Source organism: uncultured Lacinutrix sp., from assembly GCF_947500605.1.
In the GTDB taxonomy this organism is placed as follows: Bacteria; Bacteroidota; Bacteroidia; order Flavobacteriales; family Flavobacteriaceae; genus Lacinutrix.
The window spans coordinates 213,609-235,937 of sequence record NZ_CANMSJ010000005.1; the positions used below are offsets into that span (position 1 = coordinate 213,609).

Here is a 22,329-nt window from a genome sequence, read left to right on the forward strand (position 1 = left end):
TAAATAGAATGTCGGACGTAGCAGCTATCAACCAATTAGTAATAAAGTATAACGCATTAAGACAAGAGATTGCAAAAGTAATTGTAGGTCAAGATGATGTTGTAAATCAAATATTAATTTCCATTTTCTCTGGAGGTCACGCTTTATTAATAGGTGTACCAGGTTTAGCAAAAACGTTAATGGTTAATACCATTGCACAAACTTTAGGATTAGATTTTAAGCGTATTCAATTTACACCAGATTTAATGCCAAGTGATATTCTTGGTAGTGAAATTCTAGACGAAAGTCGAAATTTCAAATTTATAAAAGGTCCAATATTCGCTAATATTATTTTAGCCGATGAAATAAACCGTACACCTCCAAAAACGCAGGCCGCTTTATTAGAAGCCATGCAAGAGAGGTCTGTAACGGTTGCAGGACATAATTACAAGCTAGATTTACCTTACTTTGTATTAGCAACACAAAACCCAATTGAGCAAGAAGGAACTTATCCTTTGCCAGAAGCACAATTAGACCGTTTTATGTTTGCTATTAATTTAGATTATCCAACGTTTGATGAAGAAGTTCAAGTTGTAAAAGCAACTACAAACGCTTCTAAACCATCTGTAAACGCACTGTTTAATGCGCAAGAGATTATAGATTTTCAACAATTAATACGTCGTATTCCTGTAGCAGATAATGTTATAGAATATGCTGTAAAAATGGTTGCAAAAACAAGACCTAATAAAGATACTGCTGCAGATTTAGTGAAGCAGTATATCGATTGGGGAGCTGGACCTAGAGCCTCTCAAAACTTAATTTTAGCAGCAAAAACACATGCAGCTATAAATGGTAAGTTTTCTCCAGATATTGAAAACGTTCAAGCTGTAGCTACAAGTATTTTAAGACACAGAATTATTAAAAATTATAAAGCTGAAGCTGAAGGCGTAAGTGAAGAGCAGATTATTCAAAGTTTGTTTTAAATGAAAGCGAAACAGTTTATTCTACCATTAATTATCTTCATATTAGGAATCATCCTTACTATTATTGGTGCTTTATTCAAAATTCAGCATTGGCCTTATGCATCGCAAATTCTAACGCTAGGAACAATTGCAGAAGTCATTGGTTTAGTATTTTTTATAGTGGTCTTAATCAAGTATTTTTTTAAGAAATAGTCAATAACTATTCATTAATAGTAAAATATTATTTTATAAATATCCTTCTTACTTATAGAGTAATTGACTTTTCTTATTAATTTGATATTTTTTGAACATTCAAATTATCATTTTAATAATAAACAGAAGTATTAAATTAATAATACTGAGTTATTCGCAAACGTTTTCGGATTGCGCTACAAATTTTTAAATTCTTCAATATTTTGTACTTTTGAAATCCAATTTTAATAGACCGTATAACGTTTTTTTAATCTTAAAAAGATGTTTGAAATTTGGAAAACAATAAAGCGTACTAACACAGCTTTCTAAGCTGAACAAAAACAGAACTAATTCTATTATATGAACATTTATAACGATTACCTTAAGCAGATCGAAAACCGAAAAGAGCAAGGGCTTCATCCGCAGCCAATTGATGGTGCTGAATTACTTAGCCAAATCATTGAGCAAATTAAAGATTTAGATAACGAGCATAGAGAAGAATCTCTTAACTTTTTTATCTATAACGTTTTACCGGGTACCACTAGTGCTGCTACTGTTAAAGCAAAGTTTTTAAAAGAGATTATTTTAGGAGAGTCTACAGTAAAAGAAATTACACCTGCTTTTGCATTCGAGCAATTATCACACATGAAAGGTGGACCTTCGGTAAAGGTATTGTTAGATATTGCATTAGGAAACGATGTTGATTTAGCAAAACAATCGGCTGAGATTTTAAAAACACAAGTTTTTCTTTACGAAGCAGATACAGACCGTTTAGAAGATGCTTTTAAACATGGAAATGAAATCGCAAAAGATATTATTGAAAGCTATGCGAAGGCTGAGTTTTTTACTAAGCTTCCAGAGATAGACGAAAAGATTGAGGTAGTAACTTACATCGCTGGTGTAGGTGATATTTCAACAGATTTATTGTCTCCAGGTGGAGATGCTCACTCAAGATCAGATCGTGAGTTACATGGCCAATGTATGTTCGAGCATAATAAAGATATGCAAAATGAATTATTAGCTTTAAAAGAACAACATCCAGATAAGCGTGTAATGTTAATCGCAGAAAAAGGAACAATGGGAGTTGGTTCTTCAAGAATGTCTGGTGTAAATAATGTTGCTTTATGGACAGGTGTTCCTTTTAGTAAATATGTACCATTCATTAATTTTGCACCAGTAATTGCTGGTACTAATGGTATTGCTCCAATTTTCTTAACTACAGTTGGTGTAACAGGAGGTATTGGTTTAGACCTTAAAAACTGGGTTAAGCAAAAAGATGAAGACGGTAATACTATTGTTGATAAAGATGGAGAACCGGTATTAAAACAAGAGTTTTCTGTGGAAACAGGAACTGTATTGACTATTAATACAAAAGAGAAAAAATTATACAACGGAGATAAAGAACTTAAAGATATTTCTGCAGCATTTACACCACAAAAAATGGAGTTTATGAAAGCAGGAGGTTCTTACGCTGTTGTTTTTGGTAAAAAATTACAAACATTTGCTTGTAAAACTCTAGGTATAGCTGTACCTAAAGTATACGCCACTTCAAAAGAAGTATCTATTGAAGGACAAGGCTTAACAGCAGTAGAAAAAATATTCAATAAAAATGCAGTGGGAACTTCAGGAGCAACTTTACATGCTGGTTCTTACGTTCGCGCAGAAGTAAATATTGTAGGTTCTCAAGATACTACAGGATTAATGACTTCTCAAGAATTAGAAATGATGGCAGCTACAGTTATTTCCCCAATTGTTGATGGTGCATACCAATCTGGTTGTCATACAGCTTCTGTTTGGGATGATAAATCTAAAGCTAACATTCCAAGATTAATGAGCTTCATGAACGACTTTGGTTTAATTACAGGTCGTGATCCAAAAGGAAAGTACTTTCCTATGACGGATGTTATTCATAAAGTACTTAATGATATTACAGTAGGAGATTGGGACATCATTATTGGTGGAGATTCTCACACACGTATGTCTAAAGGTGTTGCTTTTGGAGCAGATTCAGGTACTGTTGCATTAGCACTTGCTACAGGTGAAGCTTCAATGCCAATTCCAGAGTCAGTAAAAGTAACCTTTAAAGGGCAAATGAAATCTTATATGGATTTCCGTGATGTTGTTCACGCAACACAATCGCAAATGTTAAAGCAGTTTGGTGGTGAAAACGTATTCCAAGGTCGTGTTATCGAAGTACACATTGGGACGCTTACTGCAGATGAAGCGTTTACTTTTACAGATTGGACTGCAGAAATGAAAGCGAAAGCTTCTATCTGTATTTCAGAAGACGAAACATTAATAGAGTCTTTAGAGATAGCAAAAGGTCGTATCCAAATCATGATTGATAAAGGAATGGACAATGCTAAAGAAGTACTTAAAGGTTTAGTAGATAAAGCAGAAACAAGAATTATTGAGCTTAAAACTGGTATGAAGCCATCTTTAAGACCAGATGCAAATGCTAAATATCACGCAGAAGTTGTTATCGATTTAGATGAGATAGCAGAACCAATGATTGCAGATCCAGATGTAAATAACGACGATGTTTCTAAACGTTATACACATGATAACATTAGACCATTATCTTACTATGGAGGTACTAAAAAAGTAGATTTAGGTTTTGTAGGGTCTTGTATGGTTCATAAAGGTGATATGAAAATATTAGCTCAAATGTTAAAGAATGTTGAAGCTCAATATGGTAAAGTTGAATTTAAGGCACCTTTAGTTGTTGCTCCTCCAACTTATAATATTGTTGATGAGTTAAAAGCAGAAGGAGATTGGGATGTTTTAGTAAAATATTCAGGTTTCGAATTTGACGATAACGCACCTAAAGGATTAGCACGTACTAAATATGAAAACATGTTATATTTAGAGCGTCCAGGTTGTAACTTATGTATGGGTAACCAAGAAAAAGCAGAACCAGGAGACACGGTTATGGCTACATCTACACGTTTATTCCAAGGTAGAGTTGTAAAAGATACTGGTGAGAAAAAAGGTGAGTCTTTATTATCATCTACTCCAGTAGTAGTTTTATCTACAATTTTAGGTAGAACACCTACTATGGCAGAATACGAAGCAGCTGTTGATGGTATTGTTTTAACAAAGTTTAAGCCTTCTACAAAACAGTTAGTTAGATAATATAATTTTGTATATATACTTAAAAGGCTGAATCGAAAGATTCAGGCTTTTTTATTGTTATAACTTAAAAAGCGGTTAGCATAGAAAATTCCTATTTTAGAATCAATCTATAATAGCATTACAGCTTTTAAAGTCATTCTGTATTTTGTATATTAGAAGAATTAAACATTAAAAAAAAATAGTATGGCATTTGACATAGATATGATTAAGAAAGTTTACAGCCAAATGGCAGAACGCGTTGATGCAGCTCGTGATGTCGTAGGTAAACCATTAACACTTTCAGAGAAAATTTTATACAATCACCTTTGGGATGGTAAAGCAACAAAAGCTTTTACTAGAGGTAAAGATTATGTAGATTTTGCACCAGATCGTATTGCTTTACAAGATGCAACAGCTCAAATGGCTTTGTTACAATTTATGCAAGCAGGGAAAAGTAAAGTTGCTGTTCCTACTACTGCACATTGCGATCACTTAATACAAGCTAAAGATGGAGCTTCTACAGATTTAAAGCATGCTAACGATGTTAGTAGTGAAGTCTTTGATTTTTTAGAATCCGTTTCTAATAAATACGGTTTAGGTTTCTGGAAACCAGGAGCAGGAATTATTCATCAAGTAGTACTAGAAAATTATGCATTTCCAGGAGGAATGATGATTGGTACAGACTCTCATACGGTAAACGCTGGTGGACTAGGAATGGTTGCCATTGGAGTTGGTGGAGCAGATGCTGTTGATGTTATGGCAGGAATGGCTTGGGAACTTAAATTTCCAAAACTAATAGGTGTTAAACTAACAGGTAAATTATCTGGTTGGACAGCACCAAAAGATGTTATTTTAAAAGTAGCAGGTATTGTTTCTGCAAAAGGAGGAACAGGAGCTATTGTAGAATACTTTGGTGAAGGTGCTACTTCTATGTCTTGTACAGGAAAAGGAACGATTTGTAATATGGGAGCCGAAATAGGAGCTACAACGTCAACTTTTGGTTACGATGATTCTATGGAACGTTATTTACGTGCTACCGAAAGAGCGGAAGTTGCAGATGAAGCAAATAAAATTAGACCATATTTAACAGCTGATGCTGAAGTTTATGCTAATCCAGAGCAATATTTTGATGAAGTTATAGAAATTAATTTATCAGAATTAGGGCCATTATTAAACGGACCTTTTACACCAGATTTATCAACTCAAATTGGTAAAGATATGGGTGCGGCTGCAAAAGCAAACGATTGGCCAATAAATGTAGAATGGGGATTAATAGGATCTTGTACAAACTCTTCTTATGAAGATTTATCTCGTGCGTCTTCAATTGCACAACAAGCTATAGACAAAGGTTTAAAAATGAAATCAGAATTAGGTATTAATCCTGGTTCTGAAAAAGTAAGATACACAGCAGATAGAGATGGTATTCTTGGAATATTCGAAAAACTAGATGCTAAAATATTTACTAACGCTTGTGGTCCATGTATTGGGCAGTGGGCTAGATATAGCGATCCTAAAAATGCACCTAAAAATAGTATTGTACATTCTTTTAATAGAAACTTTGCTAAGCGTGCAGATGGAAATCCAAATACGCATGCCTTTGTTGCATCTCCAGAAATAACTGCAGCAATTGCAATTGCAGGCCGTTTAGATTTTAATCCGTTAACAGATAGTTTAATTAACGAAAACGGTGAAGAAGTAATGTTCGACGAACCTACAGGATGGGAATTGCCTCCAAAAGGTTTCGAAGTTAAAGACAATGGTTTCTTAGCGCCTATGGCAGATGGAAGCGGAGTAGAGGTTGTTGTTAGTCCAACATCCGAACGTTTACAATTATTAACGCCGTTTACACCAATTGGAAGTGAAATTAAAGGAGCTAAATTATTAATAAAAGCATTTGGAAAATGTACAACAGACCATATTTCTATGGCTGGACCTTGGTTACGTTTCCGTGGACATTTAGATAATATTTCTAATAACTGTTTAATAGGTGCAGTTAACGCATTTGGTAAGAAAACCAACTTTGTTAAAAACCAATTAACAGGAGAGTTTGGTGGTGTGCCAGATACTGCAAGAGCATATAAAGCTGCTGGTGTTCCTACAATTGTAGTTGGAGACCATAACTATGGAGAAGGATCTTCAAGAGAACATGCAGCAATGGAGCCAAGACACTTAGGTGTTGTAGCTGTTATTGTAAAATCTTTTGCACGTATTCACGAAACTAATTTAAAAAAGCAAGGTATGTTAGGTTTAACATTTGCTACAGAGAGTGATTACGATTTAATTCAAGAAGACGATACATTTAACTTTGTTGATATGGCAGATTTTGCGCCTAACAAACAATTAACACTAGAAGCTGTTCATGCAGATGGTAGTAAAGATGTTATTATGCTTAACCATACCTATAATCAACCTCAAATAGATTGGTATAATGAAGGTTCTGCATTAAACTTGATAAAAAAGGAGAATGCTTAATTAGTCATTCTTAATATAATTTAAAAACTCCTAATAATTATTAGGAGTTTTTTTATGCTGTATTGTAAGTAATATCGATAAAAATAGACCAATAACTATCTATTAACCAGCAAGCAATATATTATGAATTCACTTTGGTTTTTTGAAGACACAAACCTCTTCAAAGTATTATGTCCACATAAGTTTAAAGCATATAAGAAAGATCACGATTTCGATGCTTATAAAAAGAAAGACTACATTTATTTTACCGAAGATTCTGCTAATAAAGTTTACTTAATAGAAAAAGGTAAAGTTAAGGTTGGTTATTATAGTGAAGATGGTAAAGAGGTGGTAAAAGCCATACTATCTAAAGGACAGCTATTTGGGGAAAAAGCTATTTTAGGAGAATTAAAACGAGATGAGTTTGCACAATCTATAGATAATAGTACTTCAATTTGTCCAATAAGTGTAGATACAATGCATGATTTAATGAGAGATAACCAAACGTTTAGTTTTAAAGTGTATAAGTTTATTGGATTTAAATTTAAAAAATTAGAGAGACGTCTTCAGCTTTTAATGTTTAAAGATACTAAAACAAGATTGTTAGATTTTTTAGATGAGTTGTGTGCGGATTATGGATACGATTGTCCAAAAACGGGAGATCACGTTATAAAACATCCTTATACTCAAAAAGATATTGCCTCTTTAATCGGTACTTCAAGGCCAACTTTAAATATTTTAATTAATGAATTAAAGGAAGATAAGATTTTAGATTTTAATAGAAATGAAATTAGAATGTATAAACGTATAGCTTAATTGTAGAATGCTTTTTTAAATTAAGATTATAAAAACAAAAGAACCATAGTATTTACTATGGTTCTTTTGTTTTTTAATAGATACTGATAATATTTTAATTAAATTTTTTTGAAAAAAAATCGAGTTGTGTTAGCTAGCTAACATTTAATAAGAAGTTGCTCTCTTAATTTTGTAATAACAAATACAAACTTTAAAAAAACAGCAATGATTAAAAAAATGATTTTAGGAGCCTTGGCATTAGGATTTTTTGCCACCTCTTGTAGTAACGACGACGATGCAGCAGCAGCAGTATCAACAACTTCTGGTTTAACAATTAATCTTGACGGCTTAGAAGCACTTGGAGACGACTTTGTATACGAAGGTTGGGTAATAGTAGACGGAAGTCCAGTATCGACAGGGAGATTTAGTTCTGTGGCTTTTCCACAAACGTTTCAAGTAAATACAGCACAATTAAGTGCAGCAACTACTTTTGTTCTTTCTATAGAACCAACAGTAGATCCAGATCCATTACCAGCAGCAACAAAAATATTAGCAGGTGACTTTTCTGGAAACTCTGCAGCAGTAAACTCTAATTTAGTAGCAGACTTTTCTTTAGTAGAAGGAGCTTACATTTTAGCAACACCAACAGATTTAGATAATACTAATGAGTCTAGTGGAGTTTGGTTTTTAGATAATTCGTCAGGTAGTGCAGTTACAGGTTTAACATTATCAACATTATCTGACGGATGGAAATATGAAGGATGGGCAGTAATTGATGGAACACCAGTAAGTACAGGTACATTTACAGATGCATCAATGCAAGATGATAATGCTGCAACATCACCATTTAAAGGAGATGCAGGAAATGGTCCAGGATATCCAGGAGAAGATTTTTTACAAAATGCACCAGCAGGAATGACATTTCCAACAGATTTAAAAGGAGCGACAATCGTTATTTCTGTTGAGCCTAGTCCAGATAATAATCCAGCGCCATTTACATTAAAGCCATTAGCGCATATGGTACCAAGTGATGCTATGGATCATACAACAATAAATATGGGTGCAGGTCCAGTGACTTCTTTAATAGGATCTGTAACTAGATAATTATAAATAAAACTACAGAATACTATTAATTACCAAATTAAATAGAGTTTATAAGGTACTATAGTATAGTTTGTTTTTATTAGATTTGAAGCGTTAATCGAAAGGTTAACGCTTCATTATTTTATAATAATTGCAAGTAGATTTTAATATTGATATAGATTATGGCAAAAGGAAAAATTTCAACTAAAAATGTAATCTTTATAGTAATTATTGCTTTAATGGTCATTCCGCAAACAAGACAACAGATTCAAATAGCATTACATACAGTAATGGCTAAATTAAGTCCAAGTATAGAGAAAAGCGAAGATTATAAACAAGTTAGTAGTTATAATTGGCAATTACAGGACATAGAAAGTAATAGTTTTCAATTAAATAAAACAAAAGGGAAGATTATATTTGTAAATATGTGGGCAACTTGGTGTCCTCCATGCATTGCCGAAATGCCTTCAATTCAAGAATTGTATAATGATTATAGCGATAAAATTGAATTTGTTATAGTATCTAATGAAAAGCAAGAAGTGGTTAAAAAATTCTTAGAAAAAAAGAATTATAATTTTAAAACATATACACCTCTATCTCGAGCTCCAGAAACCTTTAATATATCAAGCATTCCAAGAACTTTTTTAATAGATAACGAAGGAAATATTATTATTGATGAATCTGGTGCTGCAAATTGGAATAGTGAAACTGTTCGTAATACTATAGATAAATTGTTAAAGGATAATTTACTTTAAATAGAAAAAGAGAAACCAAATTAGATTTCCCTTTTTTAAGAATTGATTAATAGTGTCTTTAATATTTTATCTAATTTAGAGGTTTCACAGTTGTTGTTTATATATCTTCCAGTTAAGATTGTAGGTTAATAATAATTTCTTGTTCTGTTATACCTCCAAAACCGTCTGTTGCAACAACTAAAATCGTGTTTTCTCCAGATAAAAATAGATTGTATTCAATAATATAAGTTAAGATATTTAAGTTTTCGATTATTAGATCACCATTTAAATAAATTGCATAAACAACATCTTGGTTATCTGGATCTACAGAAGCCGTCCAATTAAAAATTATACCTGTATTTGTGGAGTCTCCTTCTGTTACTGTAAAATTACTTGGATTACTATTAGCTGATGGTTGATCGTCATCAGAATTACAGTTAAAAATTAATAGTGTTAAGCAGGTTAAAAATAATGCTTTAAAAATGTTCATAATATTTTAGTTTAAATTAGTTTGCAAATATTAAAGAAATCAATAGTGTAAATGTGAATTATTTAATAAATTGTGAATTTTTTTAGTGAATAGTAAGTTTATAAACCAAAAAAGGAAATTTTTATACTTCCTTTTAATACTTGAAAAGTTGTTATTTGTATCTTAACTAGTGTGTATAAATCTTATGTAATATTTAATGAAAAGGACTACCACAAGATTCTGCAGTTTTAGGGCAACTTGCTTTGTGTTCATCTGCCATTTTCCAGCCTCTAAGTGTTTTTTGACCAGCAGGACTTTGCCAATACGCATCGTTTTTATTTTTAATGTATTCAGCATATTTTTTACCTTCTGCTTTTACTAGCTCTAAATCGGCTTCTTCTTTTGCAGTTGTTGTATGGGCAGCTTGCTTTGCTTTCATTGCCGTTAAATACTCAGTTATCATTTTTTTATTGTCCTGAGACATCAAAGCTTTATATTCCGGAGCTTTAGTGTAATCTTTTACAGAACGCGTATTTAATGCAACATCTTTGACTTTACTTAGAAATTTCCCGAATTTTTTCTTCTTTTCCTTTTTTTGTGGTTCAACGCCATCTGGTGTAGTACCTTTTAAAACGTAAACACGACTAATTTCTCCAAATTCTGTTTTACTTTTAAAATCTTTAAGAAAAAACACATAATTACCTATGGCTACATAACCTTCGTAATAACCGTTATGAAAAGTAATAGAGGTTTTAGGATAATTAATTAGATCTATATAGGTTTGTTTCGTCATATCTTGCCAGTATTTAACAGATTGTTCGCCGTCCTCCGAAACAGATAAAATCTCAAGTCCACAAGGAATATTCTCATGTTTTCTTATTTTTATCTGTACTTCTTCTGGCAGTCTCCCAGGATTAAGATGTGCGTAAAGTTTGCCTTTATTATCTTTTCTAATAGCTCCATATTCTAAATAGGTAATATTGTCTCCATGGTCTTCTAAATTTTCAAAAAATGTTTTTTGAGCAAATAAGCTTGTAGTTATTAATGCGATAAAAAATAATAAAATGTATTTCATAATAAATTTGGTTTTATAATTATGTAACAAAAGTGATAAAGTATTGAAAGTTAATTTCAATACTTTTAGTGAATAGTAGGTTTTGAATAATGAATAGCAACAAAAAAAGGAAAGTCCAAAAAGGCTTTCCTTTTTTTTAATATCATAGAATATGGTTTATTCTTTTACAAATCGTTTTACGTTCTGAATACCTTTATCATCTATAATCTTTATTAGATAGACTCCTTTTACAAGGCTAGAAACATCGAAAGTTTTAGTATTTGTTTTAAAAACTTCTTTTCCTAGTAATGAATAAATCGTAATACTAGTAAGCTCTGTGACTGTTTTTGTTTTAATATTTAATATTGATTTTGTTGGGTTAGGATATAGTGAGATTTCACTTGTATTCAATTCAAAATCTAAAGTACTTAAAGTTGAATTATACTCGTAAACACCAATGTCTACAGTAGTATTGAATATTCGTGAGTTTCCTGCTAAATCGGTAGTCGTTCCAGCTGGAATTTTAGAACTATCACCAGTATCTACTGCTGTAGAAGATCCTTGTAATGTATAATCATTTGATGCACTACTTGTAAACAACGGGTTCGCATTGCTGGTATTAGCTAAGTAAATTAAATTTGAAAAACTATCTTCTCCAATAGAGTTACTCACAATGGTTTGATTTGCAATAGTTTTTGCTAATTTTCCAACAGATGGTGTTATTGTGTTATCGGTAAGTGTATTGTCATATACAATACAATTAGATATATTAACATTATTTGAGCCATTATCTATTGACAAGCCTATAACAGCAGATTCTACACCAGAGGCAGCTAATAAATTGGTATTATTGGCAAACGTGCAATTGACTATATCTCCAGTAATAGTAGAATTATTATTATTAGCATGAAATTGAATAGTTGCGGTACCCTCATTAGGGCTTGTAATAGCAGAGCTGTAAATATTATTAAAAAATAAATTATTAACTAAAGTTACATTTAATCTTGTGTAGGTAGATCCTGTTTCGCAATAAATAGCTTGTCCCCAATATCTAGCACTGTTATTACTAAATTCGGAATTTTCTACATTAAAATTGGTAACAGCTCCAGCACCATTTTGTATTAATCCTGCAACAGCAAAATATACAATCCCTGCTGATCTTGAAGAATTATTTAAAAATTTGCAATTTTTAATAGATAACCCAACTTGAAAATTAGAAAATATAGCAGCTCCAGCAGTATCTGAATTTCCACCTTGCACAGTAACACCATTTAATTCAAAATACCTGCTACCTTGGGTAATTATTCTTCTTATATTATCAGCTCTAGAACTATGGTATGGATCTGTTGAAACATCATTACCATTAACATCGCCTTCTAAAATAGTGGGTGCATTATTTAAAACATCTCTTTCTGATAATTGTGTTTCTGTACCATCAAAACCACCATATAATGTAAAGCCTTCATTAACAATATTAAATGTACTAGCTGTACCGTTTCCTGTAGGAGTATATGTACCATCTGCAAGCCACATTTCTGTAGTATTAGTTCCAATATTATCTAAAGCATCAGTTAAACTAGTATATGCGTTTGCCCAAGAAGATCCATCGTTTGTTCCAGTTGCATCTACATCTACATACATTTTAGTTAAATTTAAAGGTGCTACAATTGTGTATTTTTTCATTGAAATTTTTGGGCCATCTTGATATAAAACATACAAATTACCATCATATTCATTAATTGCCATTTTTACAAAAAAACTACTAGCACTACTATTTAAGCCTATCGTTGGTAATGTTGACCATGTATTTGAATTGGTATCATAATTTTCAAAAACAATATCTTCTATGCTATTAGCATACATTAAATACAATTTGTTATCATTTAGACTTTTTCTTAACTCTACAATACCATTAGTTGCAGTTTCTGACTTAATAAAGGAACTTCCATTGTAAACTCTAATATCATTATTTGCTGCTCCTTGTGGAATTATATCATTATAAAAGGCATGATAATTAGAATCGTAAATTCCTGATATATTTTTTGTAGTAGTACCATTTAAAAAGTTTGAAAAATCAAAACTATTATTTGCCGATCCTACATTTTTACGTCCTGTAACTGATCCGTTGTAATTATTTTCTTGAGACACAAAATATTCGTCGTAGGCTGTATAATCATATCTATGGTCTCCATTATATTGATTATTAGAATTAAGTAAAACCTCTAGATGGTTTGGTCCTGTACCAGCTGTATCTCGTTCTACAATAAATAATTTTTGAGTCCATTCTCTTCCAGCTACTCTAATAGTACCTGCTGCATTAAATTGAATTTGTAAACGATGGTCTGACAAAGCTGAACTTCCAACATCTGTAAAAATTGATGTCCAAGTAGTTCCATTATATCTGTAAGCAGACATATTATCATTTGCGTTTTTATAAGCAACTGTTGGTTCATTTGTCAAGGGATTTAATTTTATAGCAACATTATCTCCTGCATCGGCAGATACTGCACCAATTGAGATCCAACTTGTCCCATCAAATTTACTAACGTAAACCTTATTCCCATCTAAAATATTAGTATATGCAACATAAATATCTCCATTTGTAGAATCAAAAGTCATTGCGCCATCTGAAGCAAAATTTGTAAACTGAGCTAACCCTACTTGCGACCAATTTTGCGCAAAAGTATAACTACTAACTAAAAACAATACATAAAGTAATTTTATTCTCATAATAAATTTAATTTTAAAATTATGGAACAAAAATGCTAAACTATAGACGTTAATTTTTTAACTTTTTAGTGAATGGTAAGTATTTGTAAATGAATGGTTGTTTTAAAATACTCGATTGATAATTTCCATAAATTCATCCTTACGGTCTCGTGCAATTGGAATGCTTTTATTATTACTCATTATAACTTGAAGACCATCTTTTTTAGTAATTTCTGCCATGTACTTAAGATTAATTAAATACGATCTATGCGGTTTATAAAACAAAGATTTATTACTTAATTGTTCTGTGAAATGTTTTAAAGTTTTACAAATTAATTCTGTTTTTCCATTTTGCAAATACACCTTGGTATACACACCATCGGCTTCAAAAAACAAAATATCTTCATGCGATACAAAACGAATCCCTTTTGGTACTTCTAAAGCGATTTTATTTAATGCTAACTGCTGAAAATTACGTTCGAGATTTAGTAGTTTTTCTTTTATGGAATTTTCTTCGAGATAGGTTGATGCTTTAGCAATAGCTACTTTCATTTCTTCTACATCAATAGGCTTCAAAAGATAATCTACAGCCGATAATTTAAAGGCTTCTATAGCATAATGACCATAAGCAGTTGTGAATATTATTTGAAAATTAATCGCATCCGTTTTAAAAAACTCTAAAATCTGAAGCCCAGAATGGTTAGGCATTTCAATGTCTAAAAAGACAATATCTGGTTGTTCTTTTTTTATAATAGTGACACCATTAACTAAGTTTTCAGCTTCAAAAACGGTATGTATTTTTGGACATTCTTCTTCAATTAACACATTTAAAATTCTTCTTGCGCGTTTCTCATCGTCTATAATAATCGCTTTCATAGTTCTACCGTTAATACGTTAATGTCATTGTAATAATTACTTTAGTGCCTTGTACTTCCCTTTTTTCATTGGTAATATCTTCAACTTCTAGTACTACTTTTTTATCTTGACTTCTATTCAATAAATCTATGCGTTTCTGGTTTGCAGATGTCGCAAAAGATTTATGTTGTTTTGAGCGTTGACTCTTAATGTTCTCTGAAGCCTCACGACCAATACCATTATCAATAATTTCACAGATTAATAAGTTTTGGACGTCATCTTTTATAAAATTTAACTGTATTCTCTTATTGTTTTTTTTATGAAGTAATCCATGTTTCAATGCATTTTCCACATACGGTTGTATAAATAAGGAGGGTAAAAACATAGTCTCGAGATTAAGACTTTTGTCTACTGTTATTTTATAATCAAAATCATCATCGAAACGTTCTTTTTCAAGATTTAGATATAAACTGAGTGCTTTTATTTCTTCTTTTAGCGATACTTCATTCGATTGACTGTGCTCTAAATATGTTCTTATTAAACGAGAGAATTTTACTAAATACTCTCGTGCTAATTTACTTTCGTTTAAAATAATATAATCTTGAATGGAGTTTAAAGCATTAAAAATAAAATGAGGATTCATTTGAGATCTTAAATTTTCTAATTGTGAGAATACTAATTGTTGATTGATTTTTGCTTTTTCTAAGGCTTGATGTTGGACCGCATTTAAACGCGCTGTTTTTCTAGAAAAATACCACCACACCATAGTTATTGAAATTATTAGAAACAACGTATAAAACCACCAGGTTTTATAAAATGGTAATCGTACTTTTAAAAATACACTTATTGGTTGTGTATATTCTTTTTGAAATGTGTTTCTTGCTCTTAAATGGAATGTAAATTTTCCGGCTGGCAAAGTATTGAATTTTACAAAATCTAAACCATCTTCTACCTCAATCCAATTATCACTGTAACCTTCTAATTTGTATTCATAATTTACAAATTTATTAGATTGAAATCCGTTTACATTAAAACCAAATCGAATTTCACTATCCGTTTGGTCTAATTCATAATTAGATTGAATAATAGTATCCTTTTCTAGAATTGCTACAGAGGTAAAATACGGTAGAAGTGTTTGTCTTGTTTTAATAATATTATTAGAATCAAATTGATATAATCCCATATTAGAACCAAAGAAAATATCATTTTCAAGAACTACAATAGAGTTAATGTTGTAAGAGTTTATGCCATCTTCTCTATTTATAGTTATTACCTTTTGGGTGTCATAGTTATAATTTTGTAAGCCTTTATCTGTAGCAATCCAAATTGATTTTTCATCTGGTGTAATCACATTAATTACATTAGAAGCTAAGCCGTTGTCCGTGTTTAATCTGTACTGTAGAGTATCATTTACAAAACCATACAACCCTTTATTATATGTGGCTACCCACACAATATCATCTTTAGTTATTGTAATTTTAGAACCATATATTGTTGAATCGTTAGAGGTGATTTTTTTATAGGTCTTAGTTTTTAAATCGACCATACCAAAACCATCAATAAAATTACAATAGGCTTTAGTTTTATTGGTGTTTAATACAGACCCATAGCTTCTAGTCTGTCGAAGTAAGGAAAGAGAATCTCTTTTTTTACTATAGATAGACAACGCGTGTGGAAGACTCACTAAATATTGATCGTCATCATAAACCGTTATAGATTTTGTTACAATAAGTTTACTCTTTTTATTTAATCTTTCTTCTGAATTATAGAAAACGGACTCTGTTGTCGCTACCATCAAAAGGTCTTTAGATAATGCGTTGTAGCAAATTCCATAAATATTGTTCCTAAAGGTGACATCTATTTTTTCTATATTATGATTTGTTTTAGAATAGTTAAAAATATTAAAGTCCGAAGTCGCCAAATACAAGTCTTTTTGGTACGTTTTTTCAATTGCAGTAATTCCTACATCATTCGGTAAAGGTATTTTTTTTAAGGCAAGATTAGGCATTACAAAAACACCGTCTTTTAGTGTTGTCACCCAGAAATTAGAATTTGAATCTATTATAAGATCTGTAGTGTAGCTATTTTTAAAATAGCGCTCAATAATAATTAGATTATTATTATTATTATTATTATTAATTTCAGTAATAAAAATACCTCTATTCGTTAATACCCATAATTGATTTTTTACTTGATGTGCGCTGACCACAATTAAAGATGTTAATAGCTCTGGTAATTGAACCTCTTGTACATCCTTGTGTTTTGTTATGTAAAACAAATTATTTCTCTTTGTAGAGGTCAATTCATTAAAAAAAAACACATGATTATTATATTTAAAATACTTTTTTGATCCACTTTGTTGAGCGGTTTCAAATGGATATTTATGAATTGGTTGAATATTTTTTAAAGCTGTATCTTCTGTAAAATGAATGAGGTTATTTTTATTAAAATAGAAACCATTTTTAAGGGCATTTAATTGATTAAAATGATCTTCATAAAGTTCATCAATTGTATTAACGACGGTTTTGGTGTCTAGGTTTACACTAACTAAATTATTATTTGCAGAAATTAAAAGATGATTATCATAGATGTTGAAATCTACTAATGTATTAATATCTTTAAAATCCTTAAAGAGTTTTAGCTCATCATCCTCGACATAAAAAAATTGTCCTGAAAGATTATTACACCAAAGACGCCCTTTTGCGTCTAAATTAAGTCCAAACAAAGAACGTCCACGCTTTTTAGGATTGGTGAACAATTTATAATGTTTACCATCGTAACGGTACAATCCTTTATCTGCAGCTAACCATATATAACCGGCTTGATCTTCAAGAATGTCGTAAAATTCAATATCCGGTAAGCCATCTTTTTCGGTTAGTTGTATGCTAACTGGTTGTTGCGCAAAAATTAATTGAACAACAATAAATAGTAAGATTATAAAAAATGTTTTTTTCAAGTGAATAGCTTAGAAATAAATTGAAATGTAAAGCTATTAAATTACTAATAGGTTATTATAGAAATTTAGTAAAATGCATGATTCTATTTATGAATGGTAAAATGTCTTGAAGAATGCTTTTATAAATGCTGAAGAAAATAACGATTTCATAATTTTTAATTCTTCTAATAATGAAGACTCCTCATCTAAAAATCTAAACATTGTTTCAATAGAATTTTTAGCATAAAATTGTTCGAAAATCCATTCGCCTTTTTCATTTTCATCGTGTAAAACTTTCAAGAATATCTTGTCGTAAAACTTATATTTCGATTTAAATAAGGCTGTAGATACTGGCTTATTTTTTTTAAAGTTTTCAATAATTATTGCAACTTTTTTTTCTGTGTGTTTAAAAGAATAACCTGTAGAACCTTTTACCCAACCTCCAGCAGTACCAATCTTCGTTATATTTTTAGTTGAATAATTTTCGAAAGGAAAATTCGTCATAGGAATCTTTCCGCTTTCAGTTTCAACTATTTTATAATTTTCAATTTTTAAAACACCTTTAATATACTCTTTTATGTACTTATCGTAGGTTGCTTCATCTACTATATTAGGAGTGAAATAAGTAAACTCTACAAGAGCTTTGGTTTTAGAAAAAGGCAAGACGTAGGTAAATGTTGTTTGTTCTCCATCTTTTAGTCTATAATCCATCATTGTAAATTGTTCAGGATTAAATACAGGTGTTCCAGTCTCAATTATCCAGCCTTTAAAATGCTGAATAACTTTTGTGTAATTATTTAATTCTGAAAAATAGTCTTCAGTTATTCTACTATCAAAAACATGATGAGCAGAGTAGGAGTTAGTTGCAGTTTTTACAATTGGTTTGGCAGAATCTTCAACTATTATAACTTCATCTATAATAAAATGAATATTAGATTTTTCTAAAAGGATGCGTTTAGCTTCAGAATAAAAATCTGAAGCATGTATGGTTTTGTAAGTATAAGGATTAAGATTTAAAGTAATTTGTTTTTCCGAAGAGTAAAATAAAGCTTCTTGCCACGATTTTTGAATAATATTATCCCATTTTCCTTTTCCTTTTTCCCAAAAACTCCAAGTTTTATCGTTTTCGTGCTTAGTAGATTTATCTATTAAAGCAATTTGTTTTTCTGCAAAAAAAGAATCTTGAGCAAATGATAAAGCTAACTGTAAACCAGCAAGACCGTTACCAACAATAATATAATCGTAAGACTCTCTATTATTCATTCAATAGAGCTTATCGCTTAAAATATTTAAACGGAACAAATAGCATTCCAAAACATTCTCCATCACCTTTTCCTAAATGCTTATGATGCATCTTGTGGGCACGTCTCAATCCTTTGGCATACCAATTATTAGAATTTCTTAAAAGCTTAAAACGTTGATGAATGAATATGTCGTGAACAATAAAATATGAAGCGCCATAAGCCATTATTCCTAATGCTATTGGTAGGCAATACCATACACCTTCGTAACTCCAAAGATAAAAACAGGTCATGCTTACTATGGCGTAAAAAATAAAAAAAGCATCGTTTCTCTCAAACCAACTGTCATGATCTTTGTGGTGATGATCTTTGTGTAAAGACCACAAAAAACCGTGCATAATGTACTTATGTGTAAACCAAGCCATAAATTCCATAGCACTAAATGTTGCTAAAAAAACGAGTATCCAGAATAGAGTTTGCATTACAATAAATTTAGTTGATATTTTACGTAACTCCTAGTTAAAAGTTCTACTTTTTTATAATTTGGAACTCTTACTCGGGTATTTTTTATATCCAAAGCGGGTGTCTTTTTTAGTTTTTTTAATAGCTGACTGTAATAACGGTAGGCCATAAAAACACCAAATTTAGCTTCTATTGGCAATAGTTTTATTCCTTCTAAGCCTTTAGCAAAATCACTTTCGATATCCTTTATAATTAGTTCTTTAGAACTTTCATCAAGATTATTTAAATCTGTATTTGGAAAATATGTACGTTCTAAAACATCAAAATCTGCTTTTAAATCTCGTAAGAAGTTTACTTTCTGAAAAGCAGAACCTAATGACATTGCAGAACTTTTAAGTTTGTTATATTCTTCAGTATTTCCATTAACAAAAACTTTTAAACACATAAGTCCAACAACATCTGCAGAGCCATATATGTAATCGTTGTATTCGTTTTCTGTTAAATATGTCGTTTTAGTGAGATCAAGTTTCATACTCTTCATAAAAGAATCTACCATATGCTTTTCAATATTATACTTATGGTAAGTATGCTGAAACGCATTAAGAATAGGATTTAAACTTATTTTATCTACTAAAGCAATTTCTAAATCTGCCTCAAATCTTTTAAAGAGTGTTTCCTTATCATAATCATGAAAGGAATCTACAATTTCATCAGCAAATCTAACAAAGCCGTAAATGTTGTAAATATCTTGTCTAATTGTAGTCGCAAGCATTTTGGTTGCCATAGAAAACGAGGTGCTGTAAGATTGAGTTACAATCTTACTACAGCTATTAGAAACGGTATCAAATAATGCTTTCATAAATTAATTATGGTGTTTTTTAATTAATCCTGCAACTAACTTTCCAGAAATAAGAGCTGGAGGAACACCAGGTCCAGGAACTGTTAATTGACCAGTAAAATATAAATTATCAACCTTACTACTCTTTAAATTAGGTCTAAAAAATGCAGTTTGTAATAAAGTGTTTGCCATTCCATAAGCATTGCCTTTATAAGAGTTGTAATCTTTAATAAAATCGTTTACACAAAAAGATTCTTTAAAAAGAATTGAATCTCTAACTTTTTGAGAAGTTAAGTTTTCAAAACGAGATATAATTTTTTCAAAATACTGTTCTCGTAGTGTTTCGTTATCTTCTATTCCAGGAGCTAGCGGAATTAAAAATATTCCAGCCTCTTTTCCGTTTGGAGCAGAACTACCATCTGTAATACTAGGGAAACTTGCATAAAATAATGGGTTTTCAGGCCATTTTGGGTTGTCATATATATCTTGAGCGTGAACATCAAAATCAACATCGAAAAATAAAGTATGATGATTTACATTTTTTAATTTTTTGTCAAAACCAACGTAAAACAGTAATGATGAAGGCGCAAATGTTTTTTTACTCCAATATTTTTCAGAATACTGTCTATACTGTTTATCAAGCAAAGTTTCACTGTGGTGGTAATCTGCACCACTTAAAATTATATCTGCAGTATATGTTTCTCCGTTAGAAATAATACCTGTAGCTTTTCCATTATCTACTATGATTTTATCAATCGGACTTTCAGTTTTAATAACAACTCCAAGAGATTTAGCTAAAGCTTCCATTGCAAGAACTACTTGGTACATTCCTTTTTTAGGATGAAATGTCCCGATTCCAAAATCGGCATAATTCATAAAACTATAAAAGGAAGGCGTATTACTTGGTTTTGCACCTAAAAATAGTACAGGAAATTCAAGTATTTGAGCTAGTCGTTCATTTTTAAACTCTTTTCTAACGTCTCTTTTTATGGTACTTAAAAATTGATTTATTTTTTTTATGGTAACCGGAGTTACTAATTCTAAAGGTGAAACTCCAGGTCTGTAAACTAAATCTTTTATAGCAACATCGTAGTTGTTTTGCGCGTTATCAATAAATTTCTTCAGTTTTTTAGAACTTCCTGATTCTTCTTTTTCAAAAGCTGAATATATTTTTTCTATTGTATCTTCAATAGTTATATAATCATCTTTACCAAAATAGACGCTATATGCAGGATTTAGTTTTTCTAAAGTATAGAAATCTGAAGGTTTTGTATCGAAATCGGAAAAGAAACGTTCAAAAACATCAGGCATCCAGTACCATGTTGGTCCAATATCAAAAGTGAAACCTTCTTTCTTTAATTGTCTAGCACGACCGCCAATAGTTGCATTTTTTTCAAAAATAGTTACTTCGTTACCTGACTGTGCTAAGTAGCATGCAGCAGATAGTGATGAGAAACCAGAACCTAGTATGTGTATAGTTTTTTTCATTTGTTTAACAAATATACTAAATAATTAAACAAAATTAATTTTTATCTATATTGAGTTTAGTAAATTTTCTATTGAGTTAAATTTATATGTGCCTTTTGGAAGCTTTTCTTCATTAAGAATACTTGTTTTATAGCCTAATATACAAAGATTTGCCTTTCCATTATTTGTAATTTGTTTATTAAAATTATTTATGTAGGAATACATATCCTTATTATCAGGTTTAATCGTAAAGTAAGTTATAAACGTAATATCTTTAAAAAGGATTTTGAAATTACTTAAATTATCTAAAGGAACACTTTCTCCAAGATAAATAGTTTTGTAGCCTCTGCTTCTTAATTCATAATTTACAAATAATAAACCAATATCATGAATTTCATTTTCAGGTAAGAATAAAACAAACGTTTTGGTTTCGTTTTTAAGAGAGGAGTTTGCTAGTTTTTCTATATTGATTAATACTTTTTGTTTAATTAATGTAGAAATGAAATTTTCATGGGCAGGTATTATTGTATTCGTTTGCCACAATAAACCAATGTCATTAAATAGTGGTAAGAAAATAGAATAAAAAATATCATTAAACGCTCTCTTTTCTATTTGATTATCATAAGTCTTATTAAACAAAGCTTGGTCAAAATTTAACATTGAAATTTTTAATGCATTTATTGCATCATCTTCATTTTTCTCTAATGAAGCAATTTCTTTAACCTTTTCGGTAATGTCTTGCTCTTTTAGTTCGGCTATTTTAGATATTTTTATACCATTATTATTTAGGTAAGTAATATTTAAAAGTTTTTGTAAACTTTCAAGATTATAGTTTCTAATGTTAGTATCAGACCTATTGGGCTCAAGTAGCATGTATCTTTTTTCCCAAATTCTTATAGTGTGAGCCTTGACACCAGAAAGGTTTTCAAGATCTTTAATGCTAAAGTTTGTTTTAATATTGTTCATAGTATTGCTAAAATAGTTAAACA

General features: G+C 30.8%; 17 protein-coding genes. 7 read left to right on the forward strand and 10 right to left on the reverse strand.

Features of this window, described 5'->3' with window-relative positions:
* Nucleotides 1-8: 8 nt before the first annotated feature.
* From Q0935_RS09550 to Q0935_RS09580, 7 genes are all read left to right on the forward strand, one after another.
* Nucleotides 9-962: a MoxR family ATPase gene (locus Q0935_RS09550; protein ID WP_299251855.1), complete on the forward strand. Its 954-nt coding sequence runs from the start codon at nt 9-11 to the stop codon at nt 960-962.
* Nucleotides 963-1,154 carry a hypothetical protein gene (locus tag Q0935_RS09555; RefSeq protein WP_299385255.1) on the forward strand — a complete coding sequence of 64 codons (192 nt, stop codon included), beginning with the start codon at nt 963-965 and terminating at the stop codon, nt 1,152-1,154.
* 339 nt (nt 1,155-1,493) lie between these two features.
* Nucleotides 1,494-4,268 carry a bifunctional aconitate hydratase 2/2-methylisocitrate dehydratase gene (locus tag Q0935_RS09560; RefSeq protein ID WP_299385258.1) on the forward strand — a complete coding sequence of 925 codons (2,775 nt, stop codon included), beginning with the start codon at nt 1,494-1,496 and terminating at the stop codon, nt 4,266-4,268.
* 183 nt (nt 4,269-4,451) lie between these two features.
* Entirely contained in the window at nt 4,452-6,719 is a 2,268-nt protein-coding gene (locus Q0935_RS09565; RefSeq protein ID WP_299385261.1) for an aconitate hydratase, read from the forward strand.
* Nucleotides 6,720-6,842: 123 nt separating this feature from the next.
* Complete coding sequence (locus Q0935_RS09570) at nt 6,843-7,514, forward strand: Crp/Fnr family transcriptional regulator (protein WP_299385264.1); 672 nt, start codon at nt 6,843-6,845, stop codon at nt 7,512-7,514.
* Between the two features lie 204 nt (nt 7,515-7,718).
* Nucleotides 7,719-8,597 (forward strand): anti-sigma factor, encoded by an 879-nt coding sequence (locus Q0935_RS09575; protein ID WP_299385267.1) that lies wholly within the window; start codon nt 7,719-7,721, stop codon nt 8,595-8,597.
* Between the two features lie 161 nt (nt 8,598-8,758).
* On the forward strand, nt 8,759-9,331 hold the full coding sequence (locus Q0935_RS09580; protein ID WP_299385271.1) for a TlpA disulfide reductase family protein: 573 nt from the start codon (nt 8,759-8,761) through the stop codon (nt 9,329-9,331).
* A 112-nt stretch (nt 9,332-9,443) separates the two neighbouring features.
* Here Q0935_RS09580 and Q0935_RS09585 read toward each other — a convergent pair whose 3' ends face one another.
* From Q0935_RS09585 to Q0935_RS09630, 10 genes are all read right to left on the reverse strand, one after another.
* Nucleotides 9,444-9,800: a hypothetical protein gene (locus Q0935_RS09585; RefSeq protein WP_299385274.1), complete on the reverse strand. Its 357-nt coding sequence runs from the start codon at nt 9,798-9,800 to the stop codon at nt 9,444-9,446.
* A gap of 193 nt (nt 9,801-9,993) precedes the next feature.
* Nucleotides 9,994-10,854 carry a hypothetical protein gene (locus tag Q0935_RS09590; protein ID WP_299385277.1) on the reverse strand — a complete coding sequence of 287 codons (861 nt, stop codon included), beginning with the start codon at nt 10,852-10,854 and terminating at the stop codon, nt 9,994-9,996.
* 156 nt (nt 10,855-11,010) lie between these two features.
* Nucleotides 11,011-13,563: a T9SS type A sorting domain-containing protein gene (locus Q0935_RS09595; protein WP_299251882.1), complete on the reverse strand. Its 2,553-nt coding sequence runs from the start codon at nt 13,561-13,563 to the stop codon at nt 11,011-11,013.
* Nucleotides 13,564-13,665: 102 nt separating this feature from the next.
* On the reverse strand, nt 13,666-14,418 hold the full coding sequence (locus tag Q0935_RS09600; protein WP_299251885.1) for a LytTR family DNA-binding domain-containing protein: 753 nt from the start codon (nt 14,416-14,418) through the stop codon (nt 13,666-13,668).
* Nucleotides 14,419-14,428: 10 nt separating this feature from the next.
* Entirely contained in the window at nt 14,429-17,353 is a 2,925-nt protein-coding gene (locus Q0935_RS09605) for a sensor histidine kinase (RefSeq protein ID WP_299385281.1), read from the reverse strand.
* A gap of 87 nt (nt 17,354-17,440) precedes the next feature.
* Complete coding sequence (locus Q0935_RS09610; RefSeq protein ID WP_299385283.1) at nt 17,441-18,595, reverse strand: lycopene cyclase family protein; 1,155 nt, start codon at nt 18,593-18,595, stop codon at nt 17,441-17,443.
* Between the two features lie 10 nt (nt 18,596-18,605).
* Entirely contained in the window at nt 18,606-19,055 is a 450-nt protein-coding gene (locus Q0935_RS09615; protein ID WP_055435318.1) for a sterol desaturase family protein, read from the reverse strand.
* Nucleotides 19,055-19,894 (reverse strand): phytoene/squalene synthase family protein, encoded by an 840-nt coding sequence (locus tag Q0935_RS09620; protein WP_299385287.1) that lies wholly within the window; start codon nt 19,892-19,894, stop codon nt 19,055-19,057. Before Q0935_RS09620 ends, Q0935_RS09615 begins: the two co-directional genes overlap by 1 nt.
* 3 nt (nt 19,895-19,897) lie before the next feature.
* Nucleotides 19,898-21,361 carry an NAD(P)/FAD-dependent oxidoreductase gene (locus tag Q0935_RS09625; protein ID WP_299385291.1) on the reverse strand — a complete coding sequence of 488 codons (1,464 nt, stop codon included), beginning with the start codon at nt 21,359-21,361 and terminating at the stop codon, nt 19,898-19,900.
* 45 nt (nt 21,362-21,406) lie between these two features.
* A complete protein-coding gene (locus Q0935_RS09630) occupies nt 21,407-22,306 on the reverse strand; it encodes a MerR family transcriptional regulator (protein ID WP_299385294.1) in 900 nt (299 codons plus the stop codon).
* Between the last annotated feature and the right edge of the window lie 23 nt (nt 22,307-22,329).